Source organism: Pseudoalteromonas sp. S408, from assembly GCF_005886645.1.
Classification (GTDB): Bacteria; Pseudomonadota; Gammaproteobacteria; order Enterobacterales; family Alteromonadaceae; genus Pseudoalteromonas.
This window is the reverse complement of the sequence record NZ_PNDY01000011.1, coordinates 60,449-87,411: the sequence shown is the minus strand read 5'-3', so window position 1 is coordinate 87,411 and position 26,963 is coordinate 60,449. Positions and strand designations below refer to the sequence as shown.

Below are 26,963 nucleotides of genomic sequence, written 5' to 3'. Positions count from 1 at the left end.
AGCTCGGCAAACTAAGTCAATATTTGTAGGAGCAATGTATGAAGCTAAATTATAAGCAACTTGGGCAAGGTCCAAATGTTATTTTAATACATGGACTTTTTGGTTCTTTAGAAAACCTCAACGTAATTGCTAAGCCTTTAAGTGAAAACTTTACAGTCACTAATGTAGATTTGCGTAATCATGGCCTATCACCTCACAGTGACGAGATGAATTACCCTGCTATGGCAAAAGACATTGTGGAGTTACTACAACACTTAAATATAGACAAAGCACATATAATTGGCCATTCGATGGGGGGTAAAGTGGCAATGGAACTTGCATTAACTCAACCGCAATTGATTGAAAAATTAGTTGTACTGGATATTGCACCCGTTACCTACCCGCCACGACATACTGAGATATTGAAGGCACTTAACGCAGTTGCCTCTGAAAATATTGAAGACAGAAAGCATGCAGATGTAATAATGCAGCCTTTTATAGATGAGCTAGGAGTTCGTCAGTTTTTACTAAAAAGCTTAGCTAAAAATACAGCCGGAAACTTGACGTGGCGATTTAACTTACCTGTTATTGATAAAAAATATTCAGAAATACTCTCAAACGTTAATGAAAACAATTCTTGTTTATGTAATGCTCTTTTCATTAAAGGAAATGACTCTGACTATATTTTACCCGAGCACCGTACAGCAATTACTACCCGTTTTAAAAACACCTATGCAAAAATCATTCATGGTGCCGGGCATTGGTTGCATGCCCAAAAGCCAATTGCAGTTAATAAAGCAATTAGTGATTTTTTGATTCAAAATTAAAGTTATTTTAATCGCTTGTTTTTAGATGTACGTACTAAATAAATGAATATTTTTATGCTATAATACGCGCCGTTTAATTTAAAGGTTATACGTTGATGGTCAGTCAGTTAATTAACGAATTTGATACCCTAGGGTTGTACTTTGGCTTAGCCGGTATTTTGATATTCATCGGCTTGGCGATTAAAGACGTACTTAAAAGTGGTAATGTACCAAAGTTTGGTCGCTATATAGTATGGACCGTACTCTTTTTAGGCTGTTCAGGCTTTATTGCTAAAGGACTTATTCAAGTATTTTGGCAAGGCGCAGGTGTAGGTTAGGCATGGCGAAGTCAGAAACAGATAGAACAACGCTTGATTTATTTGAATACGAAAAACGACCAGGCAGACCCAAAACAAACCCCCTTTCTCGGGATATGCAGTTAAAGGTTAATAAACGTAATCAAATAAAAAGAGATAAAGCACGTGGTTTAAAACGTGTTGAATTTAAAGTTTCATCGCAGTTATATCAAGCATTAAGTGATATGGCAGATGCACAAAATATTAGCCGCAGTGCGCTGATTGAAACGATTTTACAAGAAAGATTGGCTATTGATACATAAAAGGTTTTAAATCCATGGCAAGTGTAGGCATTTTTTTCGGAAGTGACACAGGTAACACAGAACACGTAGCAAAAATGATCCAAAAAGAATTGGGTAAAAAGCTGGTGGCTGTTCATGACATAGCAAAAAGCTCTAAAGAAGAGATTGCAGAATTTGATTTAATCTTATTTGGTATTCCAACTTGGTACTACGGCGAAGCACAATGTGACTGGGATGACTTTTTCCCTGAACTTGAAGAAGTAGACTTTGAAGGCAAACTTGTTGCTATTTTTGGTTGTGGTGATCAGGAAGATTATGCTGAGTACTTTTTAGATGCTATGGGCATGATCAACGATATTGTTACTGAGCGTGGCGCTATTGTTGTAGGACATTGGTCTACAGAAGGCTACGATTTTGAGGCTTCAAAAGGCATGGCCGATGACAAGCACTTTGTTGGTTTAGGGATTGATGAAGACCGTCAACCAGAGCTTACTGAGCAGCGCGTTAAGGCTTGGTCAGCACAGGTATTCGATGAAATGTGTTTAAGCGAACTCGCAGACTAATTCACACAACATATCGCTAACTGTTTAAATAGTTATCAAACAGTTAGCGTTTTCTTTATTTGCTGCAATATAAATCAATTCTTCTTTGCACTTAAGGCCTATGCACGTTATCCTATTTGTTGCTTATGTGTCGTGAGCATCTTTGCAAGATGTCTAGTATAACCAAATAAAATTGAGACAGATTTAATGACTGATCATAACTTGGAACTTAAAAAAGCCGGTTTAAAAGTAACTTTACCGCGTATTAAAATTTTAGAGATTTTACAATCTCCAGATAACCAACACATCAGTGCTGAAGATGTTTACAAAATTCTTTTGGATTTAGGTGAAGAAATAGGCCTTGCAACAGTATACCGTGTACTGAACCAATTTGATGATGCAGGCATTGTAAGCCGTCATCATTTTGAAGGTGGAAAATCGGTATTTGAATTATCAGGCAGTACTCACCACGATCATTTAGTTTGTTTAAAGTGTGGCAAAGTTGTTGAGTTTGAAGATGAAATGATTGAACGTCGTCAACTTGAAATTGCTCAAGAAAACGGTATTACATTAACCAACCATTCTTTATACCTTTACGGCGAGTGTGATGACAAAGCTGCATGTAAAGCATTTAGCGACGCAAACAGCTAATATAATTTAGTTATAAAAAAACCTGCCAATGGCAGGTTTTTTTGTGTCTAAATTACTACACCCGTAAATTAAAAGGTATAGTAATAATCAACCTATTGAGTTTTAGACCAAGAATCACGCAGACCCACTGTTTGATTAAACACGATATTGTCTGATTTAGAGTCTCGTGAAAAGTAACCCGTTCGTTCAAACTGAAAGCCCTGCTCTGCTTGAGAGTTAGCTAATGAGGGTTCAAGTTTGGCATTATCTAATACAACTAACGACTCAGGATTCAATGTTGTTTCAAACTCCTCAGCTGCTGCTGGATTTGGCACATTGAACAAGCGATCGTATAGACGAACTTCAGCAGTGATGGCCTGTGAGGCCGATACCCAGTGAATAACGCCTTTAACTTTACGACCATCACTTGGGTTTTTACCTAGCGTTTCGTTGTCGTAAGTACAGTAAATAGTCGTTATTTCATCGTTTTCGTCTTTTTCAACTCGGTTAGCTTTAATGACATAAGCACCACGTAAACGAACTTCTTTATCGAGCACTAAACGTTTAAATTTATTATTAGCCTGCTCTTTAAAGTCTTCTCGTTCAATGTATATCTCACGAGTAAATGGTACGTCACGTCGGCCCATTTCTTCTTTATTAGGGTGATTAGCCACCGATAAAGTTTCTATGCTCTGGGCATCATAGTTTTCAATAACCACTTTAACCGGATCGAGTACAGCCATGGCACGCGGGGCATTTTCATTTAAGTCATCACGAATACACGCTTCTAGCATACCCATTTCAACCATATTTTCTTGCTTAGTTACGCCTATTCGTAAGCAAAACTCACGAATTGAAGCCGGTGTATAACCTCGACGACGTAGGCCTGCAATGGTAGGCATACGAGGATCATCCCAACCTTCAACCATATTATTAACAACTAGGTCATTTAACTTACGCTTAGACATAATTGTATATTCAAGGTTTAAACGAGAAAACTCTATTTGCTGCGGATGACACTCAATGCTGATGTTATCAAGTACCCAGTCGTATAAACGGCGATTGTCTTGAAACTCAAGAGTACATAATGAGTGAGTAATGCCTTCAATTGCATCAGAAATACAATGCGTAAAATCGTACATCGGATAAATGCACCACTTATCAGCAGTTTGATGATGATGAGCAAAACGAACACGGTATATAATTGGATCGCGAAGCACCATAAACGAGCTTGCCATATCAATTTTCGCACGCAATACACATTCCCCCTCTTTGAAGCCCCCTGCACGCATTTTTTCAAATAGTGCGAGGTTTTCTTCAGGAGATGTATCTCTGTATGGGCTGTTTTTACCTGGCTCCGTTAAAGTGCCGCGGTATTCACGTGCTTGGTCTGCAGTTAAAAAACAAACATAGGCTAAACCTTTGTTTATAAGTTCAACGGCATAACCGTATAGAGTGTCAAAATAATTAGAAGAATACTTTATTTCACCATCCCAATTAAACCCTAACCACTGAACGTCTTCTTTTATAGAATTAACGTAGTTAATGTCTTCTTTTTCTGGGTTTGTATCATCAAATCGTAAATTACATAAGCCGTTATAATCTTTTGCAATACCGAAATTTAAACAAATTGATTTTGCATGACCAATATGTAAAAAACCATTGGGCTCAGGTGGAAAACGCGTATGCGTTGCAGCATGCTTTTTACTTGCTAAGTCTTCATCAATTCGGGTTCTAATAAAGTTACTTGGGCGATTCTCAATTTCCGCCATAGGAGTACGATCCTCTAAATATTACTTATTAACAAAACTAATGCATTATTACAAAAACAGTCACTAACATACAGCAATAGATTACGCTTTATCTTACTTATTGATTAACTTTAATCCATCTAATCTGTTTTTAACGAATAAAGTTTGTTTTAGCGCAATATTTAATTCATAGAAGCGCTTTATAGTGCGTCAATACCGTACTTTATAAGGATTAAGAGATGGCTACACTTAACCAGCACCGTGTTTATATACCTAGTAATGCACGTGCTAATCATTACTTACTTGCAGAAGTTACCCCTAACGATAGTTTTTACGAAAGCTTTAACTCAATAAACTGTTGTTACGAAAGAATAGCACGACAATTATTTGCAGCATGCGATGAATATGAGCTGCATAATGTGCATATTTTAGCAAACGACAAACTTCCTGTTGTCAGGTTTCATGATGAGTCTTATCAGTTAGAGACTAATAAGCAAATGCTTATTTTTTATAACCCGCGCTATCACGAAGCACACAAACTCTATTATTCAACCGACACGCAAAGTAAAAAAGTGCGCTTACTCTTTTTAGCTACGGGTGATGATATACGAGCTAACTCCGCTGTATTTCACAGAAAAGTCCAAAAAGTATTAACGCTTATGCAAGAACAGTTATTTATTGATCAACCACAATTTAAAGTTCGTGATCATCAACATTTAACTTATGACTTATTTGCCAAAAATAAAGGTAATAAAGAAACCTACGGCTACAAATTGAGGAGTTTGTATCCTAGGTATCAAAATCGTCACTGTGAAATACCTAAAGACCATGCCGAGATGACATACGCGACATTTTCTATTCCTGTTTCAAGGGCTATTAAAACTCAATTTCAAACTTTAATTAACAATGGCGACTTTAATGAATTTTATGATTACTTTTTAGATAGCTTTAAGCGATGTTGTGAAGTGAATAAGCTCACCCATGGTGCTTTAGTGGCAAATGGTGCTAAACCAATTATTCGTAATAGCAAAGTCGATATAAATGAAGGAAATGAAGAACTTCAAAAATTAAGCTTTGAACTAGACAACGAAGAGCAACAAGTAAAATATTTTTACAATAACAAAAAGTTAGTCGAAACAATGCATTTTGTAATCGTTGCTACAAAGCAAAACAAGCAAGAAATTGGTTACGGTAAATTTATGAATCAGGTTGAAAAAACGATTTTTAGTCTTTGTGATGAGCTAGATATAAATAAAGAACGACAAGATTTAACGGTTAGATTTTTTCAACATATAAGTTACCCATTTTAATTGGGTACATAAACAAAAAGGCTCGCTAAATGCGAGCCTTTGCAAAGATTAAACTAAGCTGATTACCAGCCTGTTTTCTCTTTAAGTGCTTTACCGATATCAGCAAGTGAACGTACAGTTTGTACGCCAGCAGCTTCTAATGCAGCAAATTTCTCATCAGCAGTACCTTTACCGCCTGCGATGATTGCGCCAGCGTGACCCATGCGCTTACCTTCTGGTGCAGTAACACCAGCAATGTAAGATACAACAGGTTTAGTTACGTTAGCTTTGATGTACTCTGCAGCTTCTTCTTCTGCAGTACCACCAATTTCACCAATCATTACGATTGCTTCAGTTTGTGGATCTTTTTCGAACATTTCTAGAACGTCGATAAAGTTAGTACCTGGGATTGGATCACCACCAATACCAACACACGTAGACTGACCAAAACCAGCATCTGTAGTTTGCTTAACCGCTTCGTACGTTAAAGTACCAGAACGAGAAACAATACCTACTTTACCAGGCTTGTGGATGTGACCAGGCATGATACCAATCTTAGTTTCGCCCGGAGTGATAACACCTGGACAGTTAGGACCGATCATACGAGTACCTGTTTGATCTAGTTTAACTTTAACGTCAACCATATCAAGCGTAGGGATACCTTCGGTAATACAAACAATTAGCTCGATGCCAGCATCGATTGCTTCTAAGATTGCATCTTTACAGAAAGGTGCTGGTACGTAGATAACTGAAGCAGTTGCGCCAGTTTCTTGTACTGCATCACGTACTGTGTTGAATACAGGAAGACCAAGGTGCGTTTGACCGCCTTTACCTGGGCTAACACCACCAACCATTTGAGTACCGTACTCAAGCGCTTGCTCTGAGTGGAAAGTACCTTGGCCACCAGTGAAACCCTGACAGATAACTTTTGTATCTTTATTGATTAATACAGACATTATTTGCCCTCCGCAGCAGCAACAACTTTTTCAGCAGCGTCTGTTAATGATTCAGCAGCGATGATGTCTAAGTCAGAGCTCTTAAGAACTTCACGACCTAATTCAGCATTAGTACCTTCTAAACGTACAACTACAGGTACATTTACGCCAACTTCTTTAACTGCGCCAATGATGCCTTCAGCAATCATGTCACAACGAACAATTCCACCAAAGATGTTAACTAAAACAGCTTTAACATTGTCGTCAGAAAGGATGATTTTGAATGCTTCAGAAACACGTTCTTTAGTCGCACCGCCACCAACATCTAGGAAGTTAGCTGGCTTGCCGCCATGTAGGTTTACGATGTCCATAGTACCCATCGCTAGGCCTGCACCGTTAACCATACAACCTACGTTACCATCTAATGCTACGTAGTTAAGCTCAAAGCTTGCTGCATGTGCTTCACGTGCATCTTCTTGAGATGGATCGTGGAACTCACGGATTTTTGATTGACGGTAAAGCGCATTACCATCGATACCGATTTTACCGTCAAGACAGTGAAGGTTACCTTCGTCTGTGATTACTAACGGGTTGATTTCAAGAAGTGCGAAATCGAAATCGTTAAACATTTTACCAAGACCCATGAAGATCTTAACGAACTGTTTCATTTGTGTTGGGTTAAGACCCAATTTGAAACCAAGTTCACGTGCTTGGTAAGCTTGAGGACCAACTAATGGATCTATCTCAGCTTTGTGGATAAGTTCTGGTGTTTCTTCAGCAACAGTCTCAATTTCAACACCGCCTTCAGTAGACGCCATGAAAACAACTTTGCGAGAAGCACGGTCAACTACTGCACCTAGGTACAATTCGTTGGCAATGTCTGTACAGCTTTCTACTAAAATTTTAGCAACTGGCTGACCATTTTCGTCTGTTTGGTAAGTAACTAGGTTTTTACCTAACCAGTTAGCTGCAAACGCTTTAACTTCATCGATAGTTTTAACTAGCTTTACACCGCCAGCTTTACCACGTCCACCTGCGTGAACCTGAGTTTTAACAACCCACATATCACCGCCGATTTTTTCAGCAGCTGCTGCAGCTTCTTCAGGTGTATCGCAAGCGAAACCTTGAGAAACTGGTAAACCATATTCGGCAAAAAGTTGTTTTGCCTGATACTCATGCAAATTCATGATGCTTTATCCAATTTTTTATACTAAAAGAGCTGAATACTTTTTCAAATAAACAACTATCCCAAATTGCGCACCTAGTATAGTTGCCAAGGCTTAACATGAAAACCCCAGTACGACCAAAGGCGCAAAAAAAAAGCTGTGAACATCCATTCACAGCTTACATTTTATACAACTAGATTAAACATCTAGTAATAAACGTGTTGGATCTTCTAGTAACTCTTTAATTGTTACTAGGAAACCAACAGATTCTTTACCATCTATTTGGCGATGATCATAAGAAAGTGCCAAATACATCATAGGGAGAATTTCAACTTTACCATTTACTGCCATTGGACGGTCTTGGATTTTGTGCATTCCCAAAATTGAAGACTGTGGCAAATTAATGATAGGCGTAGATAGTAGCGAGCCGAATACACCACCATTTGTAATTGTAAAGTTACCACCCGTCATATCGTCAAGTGTTAGCTTACCGTCACGACCTTTAAGTGCTAGTTCACGGATACCTTTTTCAATTTCAGCAACTGATAACTTATCGCAATCTTTAAGAACTGGTGTTACTAAACCACGAGGTGTAGAAACAGCAATACTGATATCAAAATAATTGTGATATACAATATCGTCGCCATCAATAGATGCATTTACATCAGGGAAGCGTTTAAGTGCTTCAGTGACTGCTTTCACGTAAAAAGACATGAAGCCTAAACGAATACCGTGACGCTTTTCAAAAACCTCTTGGTACTGCTTACGAAGATCCATAATTGGTTTCATATTAACTTCGTTAAACGTAGTTAACATTGCAGTAGAGTTTTTAGCTTCAAGAAGACGGTTAGCAATCGTTTTACGTAAGCGTGTCATAGGAACGCGTTTTTGAGTACGATCACCCATTGGTGCAGCTGGAGCAGCTGACTCTGCTTTCTTAGCTGATGGTGCAGGTGCTTTTAAGAAAGTATCAACGTCTTCTTTAGTTACACGACCGTTTTTACCCGTACCTTTAATTTTAGAAGCGTCTAAGCCTTTCTCAGCAATTAAACGACGTACTGATGGCGTTAATACATCAGAGCTGTCAGCTGAATCAGCAGCAGGTGCAGCTTCTTGTTTTGCAGCAGGAGCTGCGGCTGTGCCACCGGCTTTAACTGAACCGATAACTTGTTCACCAAGAACAGTGTCGCCTTCAGCGTTAATAATATCACCCATAATACCGTCTTCTTGAGCTACCACTTCAAGAACAACTTTATCAGTTTCGATATCTACCAAGTTTTGATCGCGTGTTAACGCGTCGCCAGGTTGTACATGCCATGTAGCAATTGTTGCGTCTGCAACTGATTCCGGGAGTACAGGTACTTTAATATCCACTTCTTTACCTTCTGATGCTGGTGCTGATGGCGCCGCTGGCGCGTCTTCTGATTTTTCTGATTTGTTTGAAGATGTGCTTTCACTCGCAGGCGCTGCATCAGCATCGCCGAGCAAGCCCATAACTTGATCACCAAGTACAGTAGCACCTTCTTCTTGAGATATTTCTGTAATTACACCGTCGTGTTGTGCAACTACTTCTAACACTACTTTGTCTGTTTCAATGTCTACTAAGTTTTGATCGCGAGTTACTTTGTCGCCAACACTTACATGCCATGTAGCAACGGTAGCATCCGCAACCGACTCAGGAAGAACAGGAACTTTAATTTCTGTGCTCATCGCTTATCCTTTATTTTCTATAGTAAGCGCGTCGGCAACGAGCGCTTGTTGTTCTTTAGTATGTACTGACATGTAACCACACGCTGGTGACGCAGAAGCTTTACGGCCTGCGTATTTTAACTTAGCACCTTGTGGAATTGCATCAACAAAATGATGCTGAGAACAGTACCATGCACCTTGGTTTTGTGGCTCTTCTTGACACCATACAAAATCAGTAACGTGTTGGTAACGTTCCATAATAGTTTTCATTTCGTCATGTGGGAACGGGTATAATTGCTCTACACGAACGATGGCAATATTATTTTGTTCCAGCTTACGACGCTCTTGAAGTAACTCGTAGTAAACTTTACCACTACAAAATACAACGCGTTCAACGTCATCAGATTTAATATCATCAACTTCGTCGATCATATTATGGAATACACCATTTGAAAGTTCTTCAAGTGAAGAAACAGCAAGTGGATGGCGTAGTAACGACTTAGGTGTCATAACAATCAGTGGTCGACGAAGAGGTCTGACCGATTGACGTCGTAACATTGCGTAAACTTGCGCTGGTGTAGACGGAACACAAACTTGCATATTATGATCAGCACAAAGCTGCAAGAAGCGCTCTAGACGTGCAGAGCTATGCTCTGGACCTTGGCCTTCATAACCATGAGGTAACAAAATGGTAAGACCACATAAACGGCCCCATTTTTGCTCGCCTGAACTCAAGAATTGGTCAAATACAACCTGTGCACCATTTGCAAAGTCACCAAACTGAGCTTCCCAAAGTACAAGAGAAGTTGGCTCCGCAGTCGCATAGCCATACTCAAATGCAACAACAGCTTCCTCAGAAAGTACCGAGTCAAAAACTTGGAACGTGCCCTGATCTTCGCTTAAATGCTGCAAAGGGAGGTAAGTTGCACCGTCTTTCTGGCTGTGAACAACTGCGTGACGATGGAAGAACGTACCTCGACCAGAATCCTGGCCAGTCATTCTAATATCTGTGCCTTCGGTTGCGATAGTTGCATAAGCAAGAGTTTCTGCCATCCCCCAATCAAGCGGCTTTTCGCCAGCGGCCATAAGCTTACGATCTTCGTAAATCTTTTTAACACGCGATTGAGCTTTATATTGTTCTGGGTAACTAGCTACCTTTTCACCAAGCTCTTTAAGCTTTTCTACCGAAACGCTTGCGTCGTAATCTACATCCCAATCGTGGCCTACGTATTTAGCCCAATCTGAAGAATGAGACGTTTCTGGCTGAATTTCAGATACAACACAATTGCCGTCATCTAATGCATTGCGGTACTCATCTGCAAGGGCTTTAATTTCCTGCTCTGTAAAAGAACCCTCAGCAATTAACTGATCGGCATATACCAGACGTGGAACTGGGTGTTTTTTAATTTTTTGGTACATTAAAGGCTGAGTAGCATTTGGCTCATCAGCTTCATTGTGGCCATGTCGGCGGTAACAAACTAAATCAATAACCACATCACGCTTGAATTTATTTCTGAAATCAAGTGCTATCTGCGTTACAAATGCAACTGCCTCAGGATCATCAGAATTCACGTGGAAAATAGGCGACTGTACCATTTTTGCAATATCAGTACAGTAATCTGTAGAGCGAACATCGTCTTGTTTAGAAGTAGTAAAACCAACTTGGTTATTTACAACAATTCGAATGCTGCCACCACAACTAAAGGCATTAGTTTGAGAAAGATTAAACGTTTCTTGAACCACACCCTGACCTGTTACAGCAGAATCACCATGAATAGTGATCGGGAGCGCTTTTATTCCCGTACTGTCACCCAAACGATCTAAACGAGCGCGTACAGAACCCATAACTACTGGATTAACTATTTCAAGGTGAGAAGGGTTGAAGGCCAAAGCCATGTGAACATTGCCACCTTTAGTAGCAAAGTCTGATGAATACCCCATATGGTATTTAACATCACCAGAGCTAAGGGTTTCTTTATGCTTACCGGCGAATTCATCAAAAAGCTCTGATGGATTTTTACCTAAAACGTTTACTAAAACATTTAATCGTCCACGGTGAGCCATGCCTATTACAGCTTCTTGTTGGCCACTTTCGCCAGCGCGGTGAATAAGTTCTTTTAGCATAGGTACCAGCGCGTCTCCACCTTCTAGTGAAAATCGTTTAGCACCTGGGAACTTAGCACCTAAATATTTTTCAAGACCATCAGCAGCGGTTAATCCTTTAAGGATACGTAGCTTTTCTTCTTTTTCGAATTTAGGCCTAGATTGAACAGATTCTAAACGCTGTTGTAACCAACGCTTTTCTTCTGTCGATGTGATGTGCATATACTCTGCACCGATAGAGCCACAGTATGTGGTTTTAAGCGCTTGGTATAGTTCACCTAAAGGCATAGAGTCTGAACCAACCGCAAAAGACCCTACATTAAACTCTCGCTCAAAATCAGCTTCTGATAAGTCGTGGTAATCTAGCTCTAAATCTCGAACACGCTCTCGTTCCCAAATACCCAATGGATCTAGGTTTGCATTTTGGTGACCACGAAAACGGAAAGCATTAATAAGTTGTAGAACTTTAACCTGTTTTAGGTCACCGCCACTACCCTCTGCTACCACTACTTCTCTATGCTTGTTTTTTGCAAGCTGTGCAAACTGTGCACGAACTTCTGAATGTTTTACTTCAACATCCACACCATTAACTTTTGGTAATTGTTCGAACACTTCTCGCCATTCATCTGGCACAGAAGTCGCATCGTCTAAATACGCTTCATAAAGCTCTTCTACATAAGCAACGTTGCCGCCGTTTAAATGTGAAGATTCTAACCATGCCTTCATCACACCTTCGTGCATTTATAAGCCCTTTTCTTTAGCGCAGAAATTAATAGTTATAATAACAAGATGGCTAATAATTAATACTAGCCATCTTACGTTTCTATATAATTAAACCGAACGGTTTAGTAACATAGATTTGATTTGCCCTATTGCTTTAGTCGGGTTAAGACCCTTAGGACAAACGCTAACACAGTTCATGATACTGTGGCAACGGAACACACTGAACGCATCGTCTAAGTCTGCTAAACGCTCTTCTGTTGCTGTATCTCGGCTATCAGCCAAGAAACGGTAAGCATGAAGAAGGCCTGCTGGACCAATGAACTTGTCTGGATTCCACCAGAACGAAGGACACGATGTTGAACAACATGCACATAAAATACACTCATATAAGCCGTCTAATTTGTCACGCTCTTCAATAGACTGAAGACGCTCACCAGCAGCAGGCGTGTCATTAATTAGATACGGTTTAACTTTTTCGTATTGAGTGTAGAACTGACTCATGTCAATAACAAGGTCACGTACCACTGGTAATCCAGGAAGAGGACGAACTACTATTGTACCTTTACCGTTATTTTGCAACGTTGATAAAGGAGTAATACATGCTAAACCATTCTTACCATTCATGTTAACACCGTCAGAACCACACACGCCTTCACGACATGAACGACGGAATGAAAGTGAAGGATCTTGCTCTTTTAAAAGTAAAAGTGCATCCAACACCATCATGTCGTGCCCATCGTCTATTTGCAAGGTGTAATCTTGCATACGAGGTGCGTTGTCAACATCTGGATTGTAACGATAAACTGAAAATTGTACTTGTGCCATCGTCTCGCTCCTAGTATGTACGTGCTTTAGGTGGAAATGCTTCACGCGTCTTAGGCGCGTAGTTAACTTCACGCTTACTCATTTCATCCGTAACCGGATTATATACTGAGTGACATAGCCAATTCGTGTCATCACGATCTGGGAAGTCAAAGCGAGAGTGCGCACCACGGCTTTCTGTACGGAAGTTTGCAGCTACTGCTGTTGAGTAAGCTGTTTCCATTAAGTTATCAAGCTCAAGACACTCGATACGCTGCGTGTTGAAGTCTGACGACTTATCGTCAAGACGTGCATGCTGTAGTCGTTCACGAATTTCTTTAAGTTCTTGTAAACCAGTAGCCATAGAGTCACCTTCACGGAATACCGAGAAGTTAAGCTGCATACATTGTTGAAGATCTTTCTTAATTTGAACAGGATCTTCACCTTGCCCAGCTGTTGAGTTTTCCCAACGATTATAACGAGCAAGTGACGCTTCTAAGTCTGACTCAGACGCCGCTTTAGATACCTCGACATCTCTTAGGTATGTGCCTAAGAAGTTACCCGCAGCTCGACCAAATACAACTAAATCTAGTAACGAGTTACCACCAAGGCGGTTTGCACCGTGTACAGATACACACGCAATCTCGCCAACCGCAAATAGACCTTCAACTACTTTTTCATCGCCTTGAGCGTTGATTTGAAGTACTTGACCATTTACGTTAGTTGGTACACCACCCATCATGTAATGACATGTTGGTATAACTGGAATCGGCTCTTTAGCTGGATCAACGTGAGCAAATGTTTTTGCAAGATCACATACGCCAGGAAGACGTAAGTTAAGTGTTTCTTCACCTAAGTGGTCAAGCTTAAGCTTGATATGTGGACCCCAAGGACCATCACAACCACGACCTTCACGTATTTCGGTCATCATTGAACGTGCAACAACATCACGAGATGCTAAGTCTTTTGCGTTAGGTGCATAACGTTCCATGAAACGCTCGCCATCTTTATTTAAAAGATAACCACCCTCACCACGACAGCCCTCAGTTACAAGCGTACCTGCTCCTGCAATACCTGTCGGGTGGAACTGCCACATTTCCATGTCTTGCATAGATATGCCAGCACGCGTAGCCATACCAACACCGTCGCCAGTGTTTATATGAGCATTTGTGGTTGAGGCGTATATGCGACCTGCACCACCAGTAGCGAGAACAACTGCCTTTGATTTGAAATAAGTGATTTCACCTGTTTCAATTTCAATTGCAGTACAGCCAACAACATCACCATTATCGTTTTTAACTAAATCAAGTGCATACCACTCAGAGAATACATTTGTTTTGTTTTTAACATTTTGTTGATAAAGGAGATGTAATAAAGCGTGACCAGTACGGTCAGCTGCGGCTGCAGTACGTGCTGCTTGCTCACCACCAAAATTTTTCGATTGGCCACCAAACGGACGTTGGTAAACACGGCCATTTTCAAAACGAGAAAATGGTAAACCCATGTTTTCTAATTCAGTAATAGCTTCTGGGCCAGTTTGACACATGTATTCAATAGCGTCTTGGTCACCGATAAAATCGGAACCTTTAACGGTATCGTACATATGCCATTCCCAGTTATCTTCGTGTGAATTACCAAGCGCTACTGTAATACCGCCTTGAGCGGATACAGTGTGTGAGCGTGTTGGGAATACTTTAGATATTAATGCACACGTTTTGCCAGATTCAGTAATAGCCAAGGCAGCGCGCATACCTGCACCACCAGCACCGATTACTACGGCGTCAAATTCACGAACAGAATATTTCACTTAAACACCCCATAATACAATTAGACCAATAGCTACGTAAGCAACGGCCATTAGGTTTAGAACAAACCCTAAAAATGCGCGTAACTTTGAGTTTTTAACATAGTCTGTTAAAACCTGCCAAAGGCCAATGCGGGTATGAACCATGATGCATATTAGAGTTACTAACGTAAACCCTTTCATAGCTAGGTTAGAGAAGAGGCCTGTCCAGGCTTCGAAAGTGACTTCTGGCGTCGCTAAAAAATAGCCGATAATAAAAATAGCATATGCGCTAATTATTAATGCCGTGGTACGTAAAGATACATAATCTTGTACACCATCACGTTTAAGAGTTGCTTGATTTAAGACCATATCCACACTCCCGCCAATACAGCGAATACAACGCCAAGAGCCATTGCAATTTTAGCGCTTAGGTTACCTGACTCAAGTTCTTCCCAGTGTCCCATATCCATTACCATATGACGGATACCACCAATTAAGTGATAACCTAGTACTGAAATGGTGCCCCAAGCTATAAATTTGGCAATAAATCCGTTAAACAGACCCTTGACGAATTCAAAACTTTCAGCTGACGAGAGAGACTCAGACCAAGCCCAAATGACAAACGTTAAAGCAAAAAATAATGCAACACCGGTGACGCGGTGAAAAATTGATGCTTTAGCCGTTGCCGGCATAGATATAGTTGTTAGATCTAGATTTACAGGTCTTTGCTTTTTCACAGTTACTTGCCCATCTTGCTCACAGTGGAGCTCATCTACTTGCTTTTCTAAAAACCCACCAAATGTTTCTGGTGGAACTATCAAGATAAACGAATTAAAACACTAAAAGTTCACATTAATGTAAATTTTTTGGTGTAAAAATATCTTTACCCAAATACAATACGGTTTAAAACCTCCGTTAGTATATATACCCACAAGGCTTTTTACAATTCTTGTTTATTTAGAGATGTTTGCGAATTAGCCAATAGTATAATACTTATATGATACAGAATATTTATTATACAAATGTGCATAATGTTTATAAAAATTGACTTTAACCCCCTCTTTCACGTTAAAATGCGTAGATGTGCTTAAAACAGATTTCAGAACTTTAAAAATCTAAAAATCAGAATAGATATCTTAATAGGAGATACATAGCGATGGCAGATAAAAAAGCCACAGTTCATATTGATGGACTTGATCCAATCGAACTTCCAATTTATCAAGGCACTGCTGGCCAAGATGTAATCGACGTACGTACGTTAGGTTCACACGGCCACTTTACTTATGACCCAGGCTTCATGTCGACTGGTTCTTGTGAATCTGCAATCACCTATATTGATGGTGGTAAAGGTGTTTTACTTCACCGTGGTTACCCAATTGAGCAACTAGCTGAAGAGTCAGATTACATCGAACTTTGCTATTTATTGCTCAATGGTGAATTACCATCAAAAGAGCAATACGATGCATTTGCTGAGAAAATCACTCGCAGTACTATGCTCGATCAAAAAATTGCCAACTTCTTCCAAGGCTTCCGTTTTGACGCACACCCGATGGCTATGCTTTGTGGTGTTGTTGGTGCTCTTTCTTCTTTTTACCATGAAGATCTAGATATCACTGATGCTGAACAACGCAAAACAAGTGCTGTTAGATTAGTTGCTAAATTACCAACAATTGCAGCAATGGCTTATAAAACAAATATTGGCCAACCTTTTGTATATCCACGTAACGATTTAAGCTATGCAGAAAACTTCTTACACATGATGTTCTCTGTTCCAGCTGAAGAGTACAAAGTAAATCCAATTACTGCTAAAGCCATGGATAAAATATTCATGCTTCACGCTGACCACGAACAGAATGCTTCGACGTCTACAGTTCGCCTTGCTGGTTCTTCAGGTGCTAATCCTTATGCATGTATTGCGGCAGGTATCGCATCTTTGTGGGGCCCTGCTCACGGCGGCGCAAACGAAGCATGTTTAAACATGTTAGAAGAAATTGGTTCAGTAGATCGTATTGACGAGTACGTTGCTAAAGCAAAAGATAAGTCAGACCCGTTCCGCCTAATGGGCTTTGGACACCGTGTTTACAAAAACTTTGACCCACGCGCTACAGTAATGCGTCAAACGTGTCATGAAGTTTTAGAAGAGTTAAACATTCAAGATCCACTTCTAGATATCGCTATGAAGCTTGAGCAAATTGCTTTAGAAGACCCGTACTTTGTTGAGAAGAAACTATACCCTAACGTAGACTTCTACTCTGGTATTATCTTAAAAGCGATTGGTATTCCGACAAGTATGTTCACTGTAATTTTTGCAATGGCTCGTACTGTTGGTTGGATCACTCACTGGGATGAAATGCTTTCTCAGCCTGGTCATAAGATCAGCCGTCCACGTCAAATGTATACTGGTTACACTGCCCGTGACTACGTATCTACTGACAAACGCTAATACTATTTAGCTATAAAAGGCCGCTTTTGCGGCCTTTTTTGTTTTTGGCTACTTGAGTTTAAATTCAAAGTGGCTACAATCCTCGCCAACAATGATAAGGTTGATATTACCATGCCAGAATTAAAGTTTGACATAACGCGTGTGCGACAAGATTTCCCCACATTAAATCAAAGTATTAACGCCTGCCCGCTCGTTTATTTAGATTCTGGTGCAACAACACAAAAACCGCAATGTGTGATAGACACTACTGCTAAGTTTTACACTGATGAAAATGCAAATGTTCATCGGGGGCGCCATACCCTGAGTGAAAATGCGACAATTCAATACGAAAATGTAAGAGCACAAACAGCCACTTATTTTGGTGTTAACAGTAGCGAAATTGTATGGACTAAAGGCGCCACCGAGGCAATTAATCTTGTCGCAAATGGATTGCGTAAGCAAGTCACGGCAAACGATACAATTATAATTACCCCCATTGAGCACCATGCTAACCTTGTACCTTGGCAGGTGCTTGCCCAGCAAACCGGTGCAAAGTTAGCTGCAATGCCACTTAACAAAGATGGAACATTTGATACTGAGCTCTGTTTAAAATTTATCAAAAAGCAAAAGCCTGCAATAGTTGCAATTTCTCATGCATCTAATGCTTTAGGCAATATTACTGATTTGCCCGCTATTATTGAGTGTGCAAAATCACTTGGTGCTATTGTGGTTGTTGATGGTGCACAAAGCGCCATGCATCTGAAACCAAACTTAAAAATTCTAGATTGTGACTTTTATGTTTTTTCAGCCCACAAAATGATTGGCCCAACAGGTGTGGGTGGTTTATACGGGCGCTATGAGCTCTTAAACGACTTAACACCTTATCAGACGGGCGGAGAAATGATTCAAACCGTCACCCTGTATGAAAGCGTCTATAGAGATGCTCCTGCTAAATTTGAGTCTGGTACCCCCAATATAGCTGGGATCACCGCTTTTGGTGCAGCTCTTAGCTACTTAAGCCAATTTCGTCATGCTGAAATATTTGAACATGAACAAGCAGTATTTAATTATGCGCACTCAAGATTAGCTAAAATAGATGGCATTTATTTATACAGCTCAATAAAAAATAATATTGGTACGCTTTGTTTTAACTATAAAGACGAACATCCGTTCGATTTGGCAACATTACTTGACGGTTATGGCGTTGCGGTAAGAGCTGGTCATCATTGTACTCAACCATTAATGGCACACTTAGGAATTAACGGCAGTGTCAGGGCAAGCTTTGCATTTTACAATAATTACAGTGATGTAGATAAGTTTATAGATGCACTTCAAGCGTGCATTGCAATATTAGACTAATTTGGGATAACTAATGACAAATACATTTAACAAGGTGAGTGAGTCAATAAGAAGCGCATCTGTATGGCAGCAAAAGTACCGTGAAATCATGCTACTTGGTAAAACATTACCTAGCTTACCTACAGCGCTTAAGATTGATGATGCTTTAGTACCGGGTTGTGAAAGTAAAGTATGGATGTATGTAGAATTTGACCTCACAGAAAACGTTCTAGTTGTTGCAGGTGATTCTGACACACGAATAGTTAAAGGGTTACTTGCACTTATCCTAGCGCTTTATAACGGACTAACGCCGGAACAGGTTTTACAAGTTAATGCTTACAATGAATTCGAAAAGCTTGGATTAATAAGCCACTTAAGTCCTTCTCGTGGCAACGGTATTAAAGCCATGGTTGAAAAAATTCAAACCATGGCAAAGCAAAAATTAATCTAAAATTGTTTTTATCTCTCTGCTACGTTTATCTAAGAATTTACGAACAGCTTTGGCCGTTACAAAAAAACCAAAACTGCCTGTAATCATAGTTACAGAGCCGAATCCATTATTGCAATCCATATTCATCGAGCCATCAGCCCCCTGTTTAGCACTACATACTGTGCCATCTACAGCAGGATAAACTAATTGCTCTGTTGAATACACACAATCGATATTAAACTTTCGTTTGGGATTATTACTAAAGTTATACTGCTTACGTAGTATGTAGCGTACCTTTGCAAGTAAAGGGTCTTGCGTTGTTTTAGCTACATCACCAAATGTAATTTGGCCAGGGTCTGTTTGCCCACCTGCTCCACCCGTTGTGATAATTGGTAACTTATTTCGTTTACAATGTGCAATTAACGCTGCTTTTTCTTTTACGGCATCGATACAATCAATAATATAATCAAAACCTTTAATATGTTCTTTAATATTGTCGATTGTAATAAAGTCATCTATTACATTAACGTCGCACTCAGGATTAATTAATTCGCAACGAGCTTTCATCGCATCTACTTTAGCTTGGCCAATTGTACCTGATAAAGCATGAATTTGACGGTTTACGTTTGTTGCACATATGTCATCAAGATCTATAAGTGTTATTTTTCCTACGCCAGTACGGGCTAGTGCTTCAGCAGCCCAACTGCCAACACCACCAATGCCAACAATACAAAAATGTGCTTCTTGCAGCCAATTAAATTGCTGATGGCCATATAAACGTTTAATACCGCCAAAGCGGATGTCAGTTATTTTTTCACTCATTTACCAATCCAGTTGCCATGGCGAGCGCCATGCTTGAAAATTTTCATGTTGTACTAAAGCCATAAACTCATCATCGTTGCTTGGTAATTGCATATATTGTAAATGTTCACCCTTCCAATTAAAGCTCAATGCATAAGCATGCAAATAAGTTCTGTTGGACTGCGTCCCCGTATAAGCAATATCACCCAATATTGGTGCTCCAATACTTTTTAAAGCGACCCTTAATTGGTGCGTTTTACCGGAAAAAGGCTTTAAAATAAACGCCCTAAAACCTGGTTTAAAACTAATAGAATAAAAACGAGTAATCGCAGGATTTAATTTTGATACCAAAAGTTTATAAGTGCCACGCCGAGACTTTATCATGTCTCCTTTAACCCACCCTTGCTTTTTTTTAGGTTTTGAATCTGTGATAGCAAGATAAAATTTATCGATAGCATGCTGTGTAAAAAGCGCTGTTAAATCTGCAGCAGCGTCTTTATTTCTAGCTAAAATAATTAGACCCGACGTTACTTTATCTAATCTATGCACTGCGTAAAGTTTTTCGTTAACTTGCCGCTCTGCTAAAACAACAAAGCCAGGCCCATCTTCTGAATGAAAGCTAAGTTCTGCAGGTTTTTCTATAATATAAAAATCAGCATGTTTACATACCACGTTTAATATTAAGCTCATTCAAAGATCACACGTTTTTGCTTTGTAAAAAGGCGATTACCTTAGCTAAATCTTCGGCGGTATCAACGCCTGCGTGAGGGGCTATTTTAGCTTGCTCTATTTTAATAGTATAACCATGGTACAAAACACGCAGCTGTTCTAATGACTCTAATAACTCCAAAGGTGAAACACTAAGTGCAATATATTGATTAATAAAACCCGCTCTGTATGCGTAAATGCCAACGTGGCGCTGAAATGAGGAAAGTTCTAATTCAGTTTTTTCGTCTAGCATAGCATTTCGATCAAACGGAATACTGGCACGCGAAAAATACAACGCGTTTTTGTTTATATCACTTACAACTTTGACAGCATTAGGATTAAATACTTCGTCTTTATCCTCAATAGCGACACTTAACGTTGCCATAGGTGCTGATGATTCATCAAGTAACTTAGCTACTTGTAAAACGTTATCTGGTGCTAAAAGTGGCTCATCACCTTGAACATTCACAACTATGGTGTTGCTATCTAAATTTAATAAAGCAACCACTTCAGCTAAGCGTTCAGTGCCTGATTGATGATCTTCACGTGTCATTACTACGTCGTTAGTAAACGTACTTACTGCATCAAACACTTTTTGATGATCGGTTGCTATTATTACTTGGCTTGCACCTGATAAACATGCTTTATCATAAACGTGCTGAATCATTGGCTTGCCACAAATATCCGCCAATGGTTTACCTGGTAACCTAGTTGAAGCATAACGCGCAGGTATTACAACTACGAATTCCACTTTTCAACCTCATCTAAAGATAACTCTCTTGCTTCATTTTCTAGTAATACCGGAATATCATCTTTAACAGGGTATGCTAATTTTGCAGCAGTACTAATTAGTTCATTGTTATCTTTGTCAAAACGTAATTTTCCCTTACATACTGGGCAAGCAATTATTTCGAGTAATTTAGTATCAAAGGCCATTTAGGATCCCTTTTTCTTTTAATATTAAAGTTAATTTGTTTATTACAGCCTGTGTTGGCTTTGCATCTACTGGTAAATAATACCAGTTATCTTTGGCGAACTCGCCGCATTTAACTGCGTCTTTTTCGGTCATTAGAACATTGTCGTTGCCAAATTGTTTGAAATCCTCAGCTGTATACGCATAGTGATCTCTAAAATGATTTGAAGACAATAGTGTTATGCCCTGTTTTATTAGGGTATTTTCGAAACGTTTAGGGTTTCCTATAGCACTAACTGCATGGCCTTTTGTAATCGATTCAGCAACAGGGATGGAGTTTTTAACTGATTTGAGCGCTGCGGGTTGTAATGTATAGTTGTTATTACTTTGTCCACCATTTTCAACAACCAAATCGACCGATTTTAAACGTTGTGGGGTTTCTCGTAATGGTCCAGCAGGCATTAATAACCCATTTCCAAATTGCCGTTCACTATCTACAATACAGCATTCAATAGTCCGTGCCATTTTATAATGCTGCATGCCATCATCTGAAATAATGATATCTAAATTATATTCACGTACCAGTAACTCAATATTGTGTTGCCGATTTGGGCCTATCGCAATTGGGCATTTAAGACGATGAAACAAAAGTTTAGGCTCATCACCCGCCTCAGATGCTGACGTGTTATTAGTAACAATTAAAGGGTAACTACCTGCTTTTCCACCATAACCACGGCTGATCACTCCAACTGATAACCCTTGCTTTGTTAAAAAGTCATAAAGCCATAACACAAACGGTGTTTTACCATTTCCACCTACACTTATATTACCGACTACGATTATGGGTATTTTGCTTTTAAATTGCCTAAGTATTCCCACACTGTACAACCACTTTCTTGTAATCGAAATTAGCCAAAATAAAACTGACAATGGCAACAATAGTAATGTTATTAGCCCAACCGGTTTATACCAGCTTTTTTCAATGGTATTCACGAGTGATCGCCAAACTGCATTTTACATAGTGCTGAATAGGTTCCATTGTTTGAGAGTAGGCTCGTGTGGTCACCACTTTCAATAACGCGGCCATTATCAATAACGTAAATTTTATCGCTGTTTTCAATTGTAGATAGCCGATGTGCAATTACGATGGATGTTTTATCCTTCATTAAGTCATCAAGCGCATGTTGAATCAGTTTTTCTGATTCTGTATCCAATGCAGATGTTGCCTCATCTAATATTAAAATAGGGGCATCTTTTAAAATAGCTCTGGCTATAGCAATACGCTGACGTTGACCACCAGAAAGCATCACCCCATTTTCTCCTACCATTGTATTTAGCTTTTCAGGTAAATCTTTTACAAACTCCCACACGTGAGCTTGCTTAGCCACTTTTTGTAACTCAGTCTCTGAAATTTCTCGCTGTATTCCGTAACATATATTGTTAGCAATAGTATCGTTAAACAAAACAACCTGTTGCGATACTAGAGCAAATTGGCGGCGCAAATCCGTAAGTTTATAATCACTAAGAGGAACTCCATCTAAGAGAATTTCACTAGGTAGATCTAAATCATAGTAACGAGGCAATAAATTTGAAATTGTTGATTTACCGGAGCCCGACCGCCCAACTAACGCAATGCTCTGGCCAGCCTCAATTGTAAGTGTTAAGTCATTTAACACAGGCTCGTCTTTTGTTGGATATTTAAAGGTCACATTTTTAACCTCAATTAAACCTTTGGCCTTCTTAACTGATACCGTGCCTGTATCTTTTTCTATGTTTTCGTCAAGAATTAAAAATATGCTCTGTGCTGCAGAAATACCACGCTGCATATCACTATTAACATTAGCTAATTGTTTTAGCGGGCGAAGTAACATCATCATAGATGAAATAAGCACAACAAAGTCGCCTGAGCTGATTGTATCTATCATTGAAGGCATTGATACCACCCACAAAATAACTGCCATAGCGCTCGCTGCAAGTATTTGAATAATTGAAACGCTCAGCGCTTTAGTAGCATCCATTTTTATACGTTGCTGGCGATTATGATTATTAATTTTAGAAAACTTACTCACTTCTTGTTCTTGCCCACCAAAACCATGAATCACTTTGTGGCCGCTTAACATTTGCTCTGAGCTTCTTGTAACTTGACCCATAGCAGATTGAATGTTTTTAGAAATATGACGAAATCGCTTAGATACAATGGCAACAATTAAGGCAACTAAAGGAATAATAACTAAAAATATAAGTGATAGCTGCCAACTGGTATAAAACATCAGTGCAAGTAAAAATATAACAAACGCCCCCTCACGCACTACTATTAATAATGCTTTAGTAATCGCTTGTTGGACTTGCTCTGTATCAAACGTGATTTTAGAGATTAAATCACCCGTTGAGTTCTTATCATGAAAAGATACGGGGAGATGTAAAATATGGTCGAATAATTCCTGGCGTAAAGAACGAACAACTTGCGAGCCAACGTAACTGAGGCAATAAGACGACATAAAATTGAAAATACCACGACCAATAACCAAAGCAATAACCACAAAAGGGGCATACTTTAATACTTCGGTATTACGTTGATTTAAACCTTCATCGATAAATGGTTTCATTAATTGAATAAATAGTGCATCCATACCTGAATATCCAATCATGCCGACAACAGCAACAACGGCTACACTTTTAAAGGCTCCAACGTAGGAAATTAAACGCTTGTAAATTTGTGTAGTACTTTGATCCATAACACTCTCTTTTTACAATTACAGCCCCTATTGTATCCTTGCTTGAACTAAAACAAAACGTCAATCTTTTATAAACCAGTAGCTTTGCTGAGTTCTTGCTGAAATAACAGACGTATCACCTTTATAGAACTCTATCGTGATTTGCCCTTGAACACCGGTGCTATATTGCAAGGCATCAATTTTATTATAACGTTCAACAACTTCAGCTTTGGGAAATTGCCACTGTCCTTTATAAGCACTAGAGTGAATAACGACCTGTGGCATAACTGCATTAATAAATTCATTACTTGATGACGTATTACTTCCATGATGTGGACTCAGTAAAACGGTGCTCTTTAAAGCATCACTGAGGTTTACCAGCTGAAATTCTCTATTTTTTGAAATATCGCCCGTTAGTAGAACGCTATGCTCCTCATCTGAAACTTTAATCACGCAAGATTCATCATTTTCATTACCAAATAGCTCTGTTGGAAAGCTTTTAATTTTAAGCCCCACCATGTTTAACTCATTTTGTATGCAGCTCTTTTTAGGTCCATCAGGGTGAAATTCATTAAATGAAAACTTTAACCCAGCATCGATAAAATGCATCACACCGCCTGAATGGTCGTTATCAAGATGACTAACGACCGAATGAATAATTGTTATGTTGTTTGCTTCAATAAAAGGCAACAAAATACTCTTAGCCCGACTAAAACGATTAAAGTAACTTGGCCCAAAATCATAAATAAACCCCTTTTTATCTTTTTCAATAAGCACCATAAGGCCATGACCTACATCAAACACATGTAATTTCCATTTAGGCTTATCAGTCAGTAAAGAGTCGATATAAAGTATAGTTAAGGGTAAAAAAATGAGCCGTTTGTATGGTGCAAAATAAAATAGTGCAAGAGTAAGATAAACATAAATAATGACACCTCCCCCCATAAAGCCAAGGTTTAGCCAACCAAAACCTGACGGTAGTTTATTTAAACAGGCGAAAATAAACGCTAAACCACTATCTATAAAAATAATAGCGATACTAATATCAAACACAGCACTGATAGCCGTTAATAAGATTAAACAGGGCATTAAAATAAATGAAAGAAATGGAATAGCGACTAAATTTATGACTAAACCAGCAATGCTAACCCCATTAAAGAAATATAAAGACAAAGGCAGTAAACTAATGAATAGTGTGGCCTGAATAGCAATTAGAGCAAAAACCATTTTTAAAAATACATTGTTAAAGGTAGGTATTTTTTTTATAACTAAAAATATAACCGCGACTGCAAAAAATGAAAAATATAATCCAGGATTCAACACATTAAACGGATTAACTACAAGTACAATAACAAGCGCGAATAAAATACTGCGCCATCTCATCGGCTGTCTTTGCAAATTGTACAATAGCAAATAACAGCCAAGCATAATTAGGGCTCTTGTTGCAGAAACCAAAAAATTGCTTAAATACACATAAACAAACGCTAGTACAAAACCTACCACGCTATATACAATTGAGAAATTAAGCGTTTGATTGTTTACAAATTTAACTTGTATGAATACAAACTTTGTAATAAAAAAACCAAAACCAAATATCAACCCAATATGTAAACCGGAAATGGCAAGTAAATGGCTTAAACCAAGTGATTGCATAAGCTGCTTATCACTCGGCGTCATCAACGACTTATCTCCTGTTAATAACGCATAATAAAGCCATTTTAGTGTTGTATTTTCATATGTGACTTTAATAAAGCTTCTGTAGTTTTCAACGGTGCTTTGCACTAAAGTGCTTTTAATTTTTAACTCTTTATTAAGGACTTTACCTTTAAAAAATACTCGCTGCTTGAATGCATACAATTCATTATCAAATACATTAAAGTTTTTCGTACTTCTAAATTTTTTTAGATTAACACTCGCTTCAAACTTATCATTGGTACGCAGTGGTTGTTCTACATTAACACTTAGCATCGCGCTTGGTGCGGTGAAATCAGAGTAGTATTGGCCATTAATTTTAACTAATTTCGCTTTGATGTATTGTGGAGCCTTGCTTGAAACTACTTCTTGAATGACAACTTCGACTGGATACGCGTACTTATCATGTTTTATTATGTGGTTAAAGTCATAAAACATAAAATAATGAACCACAACTAGGCAAATACCTAAAATAAAGCCTAACAATACGGACAAAAACGGCTTAAAATAAGCACCTATTATTACAATAGAGATTGTAATAATAGAAAACTCGAGCGTTTCGTAATAAAACACGGTTGAAATACAGCCAATTACCAAACCAAGACTGATCCACACTGATGTAAATGGTTGCTTTAAATGGCTAAGAAAACTATCCAAAGATTTTTACCCGATCCGAATAAAATTAGACATCACAAATCGTTAAAAATTTTTGGTAAACTTTTGCAAGACGCTAACCTTTGGCACTTAAACCGGCGCTCTGCACGCGGGGCCTTTGCAGTTGGTTTATTTTTTGCGTTCATCCCTGTTCCTTTTCAAATGGTTTTAGCCGCAGCAACCGCTATTGTGTTTAGAGTCAACTTACCTATCTCAGCAACACTTGTTTGGCTCACTAATCCGCTGACTATGCCACCTATTTTTTATGGCTCTTATCTCGTAGGTACGCTAGTTTTAAATCAGCCAGAGCAACACTTTGCCTTTGAGCTTAACTGGGCTTGGTTCGAGCAAAGTATCGAAACTATTGGCCCTGCATTCCTTGTAGGCTCGCTTGTATGCGCTTCTATAGCATCAATTGTCGGTTATTTTGGAATTGATATTTTATGGCGTCGCTCTATTGTTAATGCAAGAGCAGCTCGTAATAAACATTAGT

The 26,963-nt window shown here is 39.0% G+C and carries 26 protein-coding genes; 10 read left to right on the top strand and 16 right to left on the bottom strand.

The features are described 5' to 3' along the window. Window positions 1–38: 38 nt before the first annotated feature. From CWB62_RS10205 to fur, 5 genes are all read left to right on the top strand, one after another. Entirely contained in the window at window positions 39–806 is a 768-nt protein-coding gene (locus tag CWB62_RS10205; RefSeq protein ID WP_138529168.1) for an alpha/beta fold hydrolase, read from the top strand. Between the two features lie 95 nt (window positions 807–901). Further along, window positions 902–1,123 carry a DUF2788 domain-containing protein gene (locus CWB62_RS10200; protein ID WP_006793041.1) on the top strand — a complete coding sequence of 74 codons (222 nt, stop codon included), beginning with the start codon at window positions 902–904 and terminating at the stop codon, window positions 1,121–1,123. Between the two features lie 2 nt (window positions 1,124–1,125). After that, window positions 1,126–1,404, top strand: coding sequence for a LexA regulated protein (gene ybfE, locus CWB62_RS10195; RefSeq protein WP_002962928.1), 279 nt, complete (start codon window positions 1,126–1,128; stop codon window positions 1,402–1,404). 14 nt (window positions 1,405–1,418) lie between these two features. After that, window positions 1,419–1,946 carry a flavodoxin FldA gene (fldA, locus tag CWB62_RS10190; protein ID WP_058405570.1) on the top strand — a complete coding sequence of 176 codons (528 nt, stop codon included), beginning with the start codon at window positions 1,419–1,421 and terminating at the stop codon, window positions 1,944–1,946. A gap of 186 nt (window positions 1,947–2,132) precedes the next feature. Continuing rightward, window positions 2,133–2,576 carry a ferric iron uptake transcriptional regulator gene (fur, locus tag CWB62_RS10185; protein ID WP_006794887.1) on the top strand — a complete coding sequence of 148 codons (444 nt, stop codon included), beginning with the start codon at window positions 2,133–2,135 and terminating at the stop codon, window positions 2,574–2,576. 92 nt (window positions 2,577–2,668) lie between these two features. Here fur and glnS read toward each other — a convergent pair whose 3' ends face one another. After that, window positions 2,669–4,327 (bottom strand): glutamine--tRNA ligase, encoded by a 1,659-nt coding sequence (glnS, locus tag CWB62_RS10180; protein WP_138529170.1) that lies wholly within the window; start codon window positions 4,325–4,327, stop codon window positions 2,669–2,671. Between the two features lie 218 nt (window positions 4,328–4,545). On the opposite strand from glnS, the gene CWB62_RS10175 reads away from it, so the two are divergent. After that, window positions 4,546–5,616, top strand: coding sequence for a DUF3083 family protein (locus CWB62_RS10175; protein WP_138529172.1), 1,071 nt, complete (start codon window positions 4,546–4,548; stop codon window positions 5,614–5,616). A 62-nt stretch (window positions 5,617–5,678) separates the two neighbouring features. Here CWB62_RS10175 and sucD read toward each other — a convergent pair whose 3' ends face one another. The 8 genes from sucD to sdhC form a co-directional block, all read right to left on the bottom strand. Further along, window positions 5,679–6,551, bottom strand: a complete 873-nt coding sequence (gene sucD / locus CWB62_RS10170) for a succinate--CoA ligase subunit alpha (protein ID WP_008127375.1) — start codon at window positions 6,549–6,551, stop codon at window positions 5,679–5,681. After that, complete coding sequence (sucC, locus tag CWB62_RS10165) at window positions 6,551–7,717, bottom strand: ADP-forming succinate--CoA ligase subunit beta (RefSeq protein ID WP_138529174.1); 1,167 nt, start codon at window positions 7,715–7,717, stop codon at window positions 6,551–6,553. The genes sucD and sucC overlap by 1 nt, the downstream gene beginning before the upstream one ends. Window positions 7,718–7,894: 177 nt before the next feature. Further along, complete coding sequence (gene odhB / locus CWB62_RS10160; protein ID WP_138529176.1) at window positions 7,895–9,406, bottom strand: 2-oxoglutarate dehydrogenase complex dihydrolipoyllysine-residue succinyltransferase; 1,512 nt, start codon at window positions 9,404–9,406, stop codon at window positions 7,895–7,897. 3 nt (window positions 9,407–9,409) lie between these two features. Continuing rightward, on the bottom strand, window positions 9,410–12,229 hold the full coding sequence (sucA, locus tag CWB62_RS10155; RefSeq protein ID WP_058405565.1) for a 2-oxoglutarate dehydrogenase E1 component: 2,820 nt from the start codon (window positions 12,227–12,229) through the stop codon (window positions 9,410–9,412). A gap of 90 nt (window positions 12,230–12,319) precedes the next feature. Further along, entirely contained in the window at window positions 12,320–13,036 is a 717-nt protein-coding gene (locus CWB62_RS10150) for a succinate dehydrogenase iron-sulfur subunit (protein WP_006794722.1), read from the bottom strand. Window positions 13,037–13,046: 10 nt separating this feature from the next. Continuing rightward, entirely contained in the window at window positions 13,047–14,819 is a 1,773-nt protein-coding gene (sdhA, locus tag CWB62_RS10145) for a succinate dehydrogenase flavoprotein subunit (RefSeq protein WP_058405564.1), read from the bottom strand. Next, the gene (sdhD, locus tag CWB62_RS10140) at window positions 14,820–15,167 is read right to left on the bottom strand and encodes a succinate dehydrogenase, hydrophobic membrane anchor protein (protein WP_058553197.1); all 348 of its coding nucleotides are present in this window, start codon (window positions 15,165–15,167) and stop codon (window positions 14,820–14,822) included. After that, window positions 15,158–15,535, bottom strand: a complete 378-nt coding sequence (gene sdhC / locus CWB62_RS10135; protein ID WP_074210168.1) for a succinate dehydrogenase, cytochrome b556 subunit — start codon at window positions 15,533–15,535, stop codon at window positions 15,158–15,160. The genes sdhD and sdhC overlap by 10 nt, the downstream gene beginning before the upstream one ends. 419 nt (window positions 15,536–15,954) lie before the next feature. Between sdhC and CWB62_RS10130 the strand changes: the two genes are divergently transcribed. The 3 genes from CWB62_RS10130 (at window position 15,955) to CWB62_RS10120 (ending at window position 19,009) form a co-directional block, all read left to right on the top strand. Then, entirely contained in the window at window positions 15,955–17,241 is a 1,287-nt protein-coding gene (locus CWB62_RS10130; protein ID WP_058405563.1) for a citrate synthase, read from the top strand. 111 nt (window positions 17,242–17,352) lie between these two features. Continuing rightward, complete coding sequence (locus CWB62_RS10125; RefSeq protein ID WP_138529178.1) at window positions 17,353–18,579, top strand: aminotransferase class V-fold PLP-dependent enzyme; 1,227 nt, start codon at window positions 17,353–17,355, stop codon at window positions 18,577–18,579. A 13-nt stretch (window positions 18,580–18,592) separates the two neighbouring features. Further along, window positions 18,593–19,009, top strand: coding sequence for a SufE family protein (locus CWB62_RS10120; RefSeq protein WP_138529180.1), 417 nt, complete (start codon window positions 18,593–18,595; stop codon window positions 19,007–19,009). Here CWB62_RS10120 and tcdA read toward each other — a convergent pair. The 7 genes from tcdA to CWB62_RS10085 are packed head-to-tail and all read right to left on the bottom strand — an operon-like array spanning window position 19,001 to window position 26,473. Next, on the bottom strand, window positions 19,001–19,810 hold the full coding sequence (tcdA, locus tag CWB62_RS10115; RefSeq protein ID WP_138529182.1) for a tRNA cyclic N6-threonylcarbamoyladenosine(37) synthase TcdA: 810 nt from the start codon (window positions 19,808–19,810) through the stop codon (window positions 19,001–19,003). The two genes, CWB62_RS10120 and tcdA, sit on opposite strands and share 9 nt — an antisense overlap. Continuing rightward, a complete protein-coding gene (locus tag CWB62_RS10110) occupies window positions 19,811–20,479 on the bottom strand; it encodes a TIGR01621 family pseudouridine synthase (protein ID WP_138529184.1) in 669 nt (222 codons plus the stop codon). Between the two features lie 7 nt (window positions 20,480–20,486). Continuing rightward, window positions 20,487–21,248: a 3-deoxy-manno-octulosonate cytidylyltransferase gene (kdsB, locus tag CWB62_RS10105; RefSeq protein ID WP_138529186.1), complete on the bottom strand. Its 762-nt coding sequence runs from the start codon at window positions 21,246–21,248 to the stop codon at window positions 20,487–20,489. Continuing rightward, window positions 21,236–21,433: a Trm112 family protein gene (locus CWB62_RS10100; protein WP_138529188.1), complete on the bottom strand. Its 198-nt coding sequence runs from the start codon at window positions 21,431–21,433 to the stop codon at window positions 21,236–21,238. Before CWB62_RS10100 ends, kdsB begins: the two co-directional genes overlap by 13 nt. After that, window positions 21,423–22,403 carry a tetraacyldisaccharide 4'-kinase gene (lpxK, locus tag CWB62_RS10095; protein ID WP_138529190.1) on the bottom strand — a complete coding sequence of 327 codons (981 nt, stop codon included), beginning with the start codon at window positions 22,401–22,403 and terminating at the stop codon, window positions 21,423–21,425. Before lpxK ends, CWB62_RS10100 begins: the two co-directional genes overlap by 11 nt. Beyond that, window positions 22,400–24,145, bottom strand: a complete 1,746-nt coding sequence (gene msbA, locus CWB62_RS10090; RefSeq protein WP_138529192.1) for a lipid A export permease/ATP-binding protein MsbA — start codon at window positions 24,143–24,145, stop codon at window positions 22,400–22,402. Before msbA ends, lpxK begins: the two co-directional genes overlap by 4 nt. A gap of 60 nt (window positions 24,146–24,205) precedes the next feature. Continuing rightward, window positions 24,206–26,473 (bottom strand): DNA internalization-related competence protein ComEC/Rec2, encoded by a 2,268-nt coding sequence (locus tag CWB62_RS10085; RefSeq protein ID WP_138529194.1) that lies wholly within the window; start codon window positions 26,471–26,473, stop codon window positions 24,206–24,208. Here CWB62_RS10085 and CWB62_RS10080 point away from each other — a divergent pair. Continuing rightward, a complete protein-coding gene (locus tag CWB62_RS10080; RefSeq protein WP_138529196.1) occupies window positions 26,453–26,962 on the top strand; it encodes a DUF2062 domain-containing protein in 510 nt (169 codons plus the stop codon). The two genes, CWB62_RS10085 and CWB62_RS10080, sit on opposite strands and share 21 nt — an antisense overlap. Window position 26,963: the final 1 nt, after the last annotated feature.

Excerpts from the sequence above, each read along its gene's own strand:
- CWB62_RS10205 (WP_138529168.1), top strand. The coding sequence starts at position 39 with ATGAAGCTAAATTATAAGCAACTTGGGCAAGGTCCAAATGTTATTTTA.
- CWB62_RS10200 (WP_006793041.1), top strand. The coding sequence starts at position 902 with ATGGTCAGTCAGTTAATTAACGAATTTGATACCCTAGGGTTGTACTTT.
- ybfE (WP_002962928.1), top strand. The coding sequence starts at position 1,126 with ATGGCGAAGTCAGAAACAGATAGAACAACGCTTGATTTATTTGAATAC.
- fldA (WP_058405570.1), top strand. The coding sequence starts at position 1,419 with ATGGCAAGTGTAGGCATTTTTTTCGGAAGTGACACAGGTAACACAGAA.
- fur (WP_006794887.1), top strand. The coding sequence starts at position 2,133 with ATGACTGATCATAACTTGGAACTTAAAAAAGCCGGTTTAAAAGTAACT.
- glnS (WP_138529170.1), bottom strand. The coding sequence starts at position 4,327 with ATGGCGGAAATTGAGAATCGCCCAAGTAACTTTATTAGAACCCGAATT.
- CWB62_RS10175 (WP_138529172.1), top strand. The coding sequence starts at position 4,546 with ATGGCTACACTTAACCAGCACCGTGTTTATATACCTAGTAATGCACGT.
- sucD (WP_008127375.1), bottom strand. The coding sequence starts at position 6,551 with ATGTCTGTATTAATCAATAAAGATACAAAAGTTATCTGTCAGGGTTTC.
- sucC (WP_138529174.1), bottom strand. The coding sequence starts at position 7,717 with ATGAATTTGCATGAGTATCAGGCAAAACAACTTTTTGCCGAATATGGT.
- odhB (WP_138529176.1), bottom strand. The coding sequence starts at position 9,406 with ATGAGCACAGAAATTAAAGTTCCTGTTCTTCCTGAGTCGGTTGCGGAT.
- sucA (WP_058405565.1), bottom strand. The coding sequence starts at position 12,229 with ATGCACGAAGGTGTGATGAAGGCATGGTTAGAATCTTCACATTTAAAC.
- CWB62_RS10150 (WP_006794722.1), bottom strand. The coding sequence starts at position 13,036 with ATGGCACAAGTACAATTTTCAGTTTATCGTTACAATCCAGATGTTGAC.
- sdhD (WP_058553197.1), bottom strand. The coding sequence starts at position 15,167 with ATGGTCTTAAATCAAGCAACTCTTAAACGTGATGGTGTACAAGATTAT.
- CWB62_RS10130 (WP_058405563.1), top strand. The coding sequence starts at position 15,955 with ATGGCAGATAAAAAAGCCACAGTTCATATTGATGGACTTGATCCAATC.
- CWB62_RS10125 (WP_138529178.1), top strand. The coding sequence starts at position 17,353 with ATGCCAGAATTAAAGTTTGACATAACGCGTGTGCGACAAGATTTCCCC.
- CWB62_RS10120 (WP_138529180.1), top strand. The coding sequence starts at position 18,593 with ATGACAAATACATTTAACAAGGTGAGTGAGTCAATAAGAAGCGCATCT.
- tcdA (WP_138529182.1), bottom strand. The coding sequence starts at position 19,810 with ATGAGTGAAAAAATAACTGACATCCGCTTTGGCGGTATTAAACGTTTA.
- CWB62_RS10110 (WP_138529184.1), bottom strand. The coding sequence starts at position 20,479 with ATGAGCTTAATATTAAACGTGGTATGTAAACATGCTGATTTTTATATT.
- CWB62_RS10100 (WP_138529188.1), bottom strand. The coding sequence starts at position 21,433 with ATGGCCTTTGATACTAAATTACTCGAAATAATTGCTTGCCCAGTATGT.
- msbA (WP_138529192.1), bottom strand. The coding sequence starts at position 24,145 with ATGGATCAAAGTACTACACAAATTTACAAGCGTTTAATTTCCTACGTT.
- CWB62_RS10080 (WP_138529196.1), top strand. The coding sequence starts at position 26,453 with ATGGCTAAGAAAACTATCCAAAGATTTTTACCCGATCCGAATAAAATT.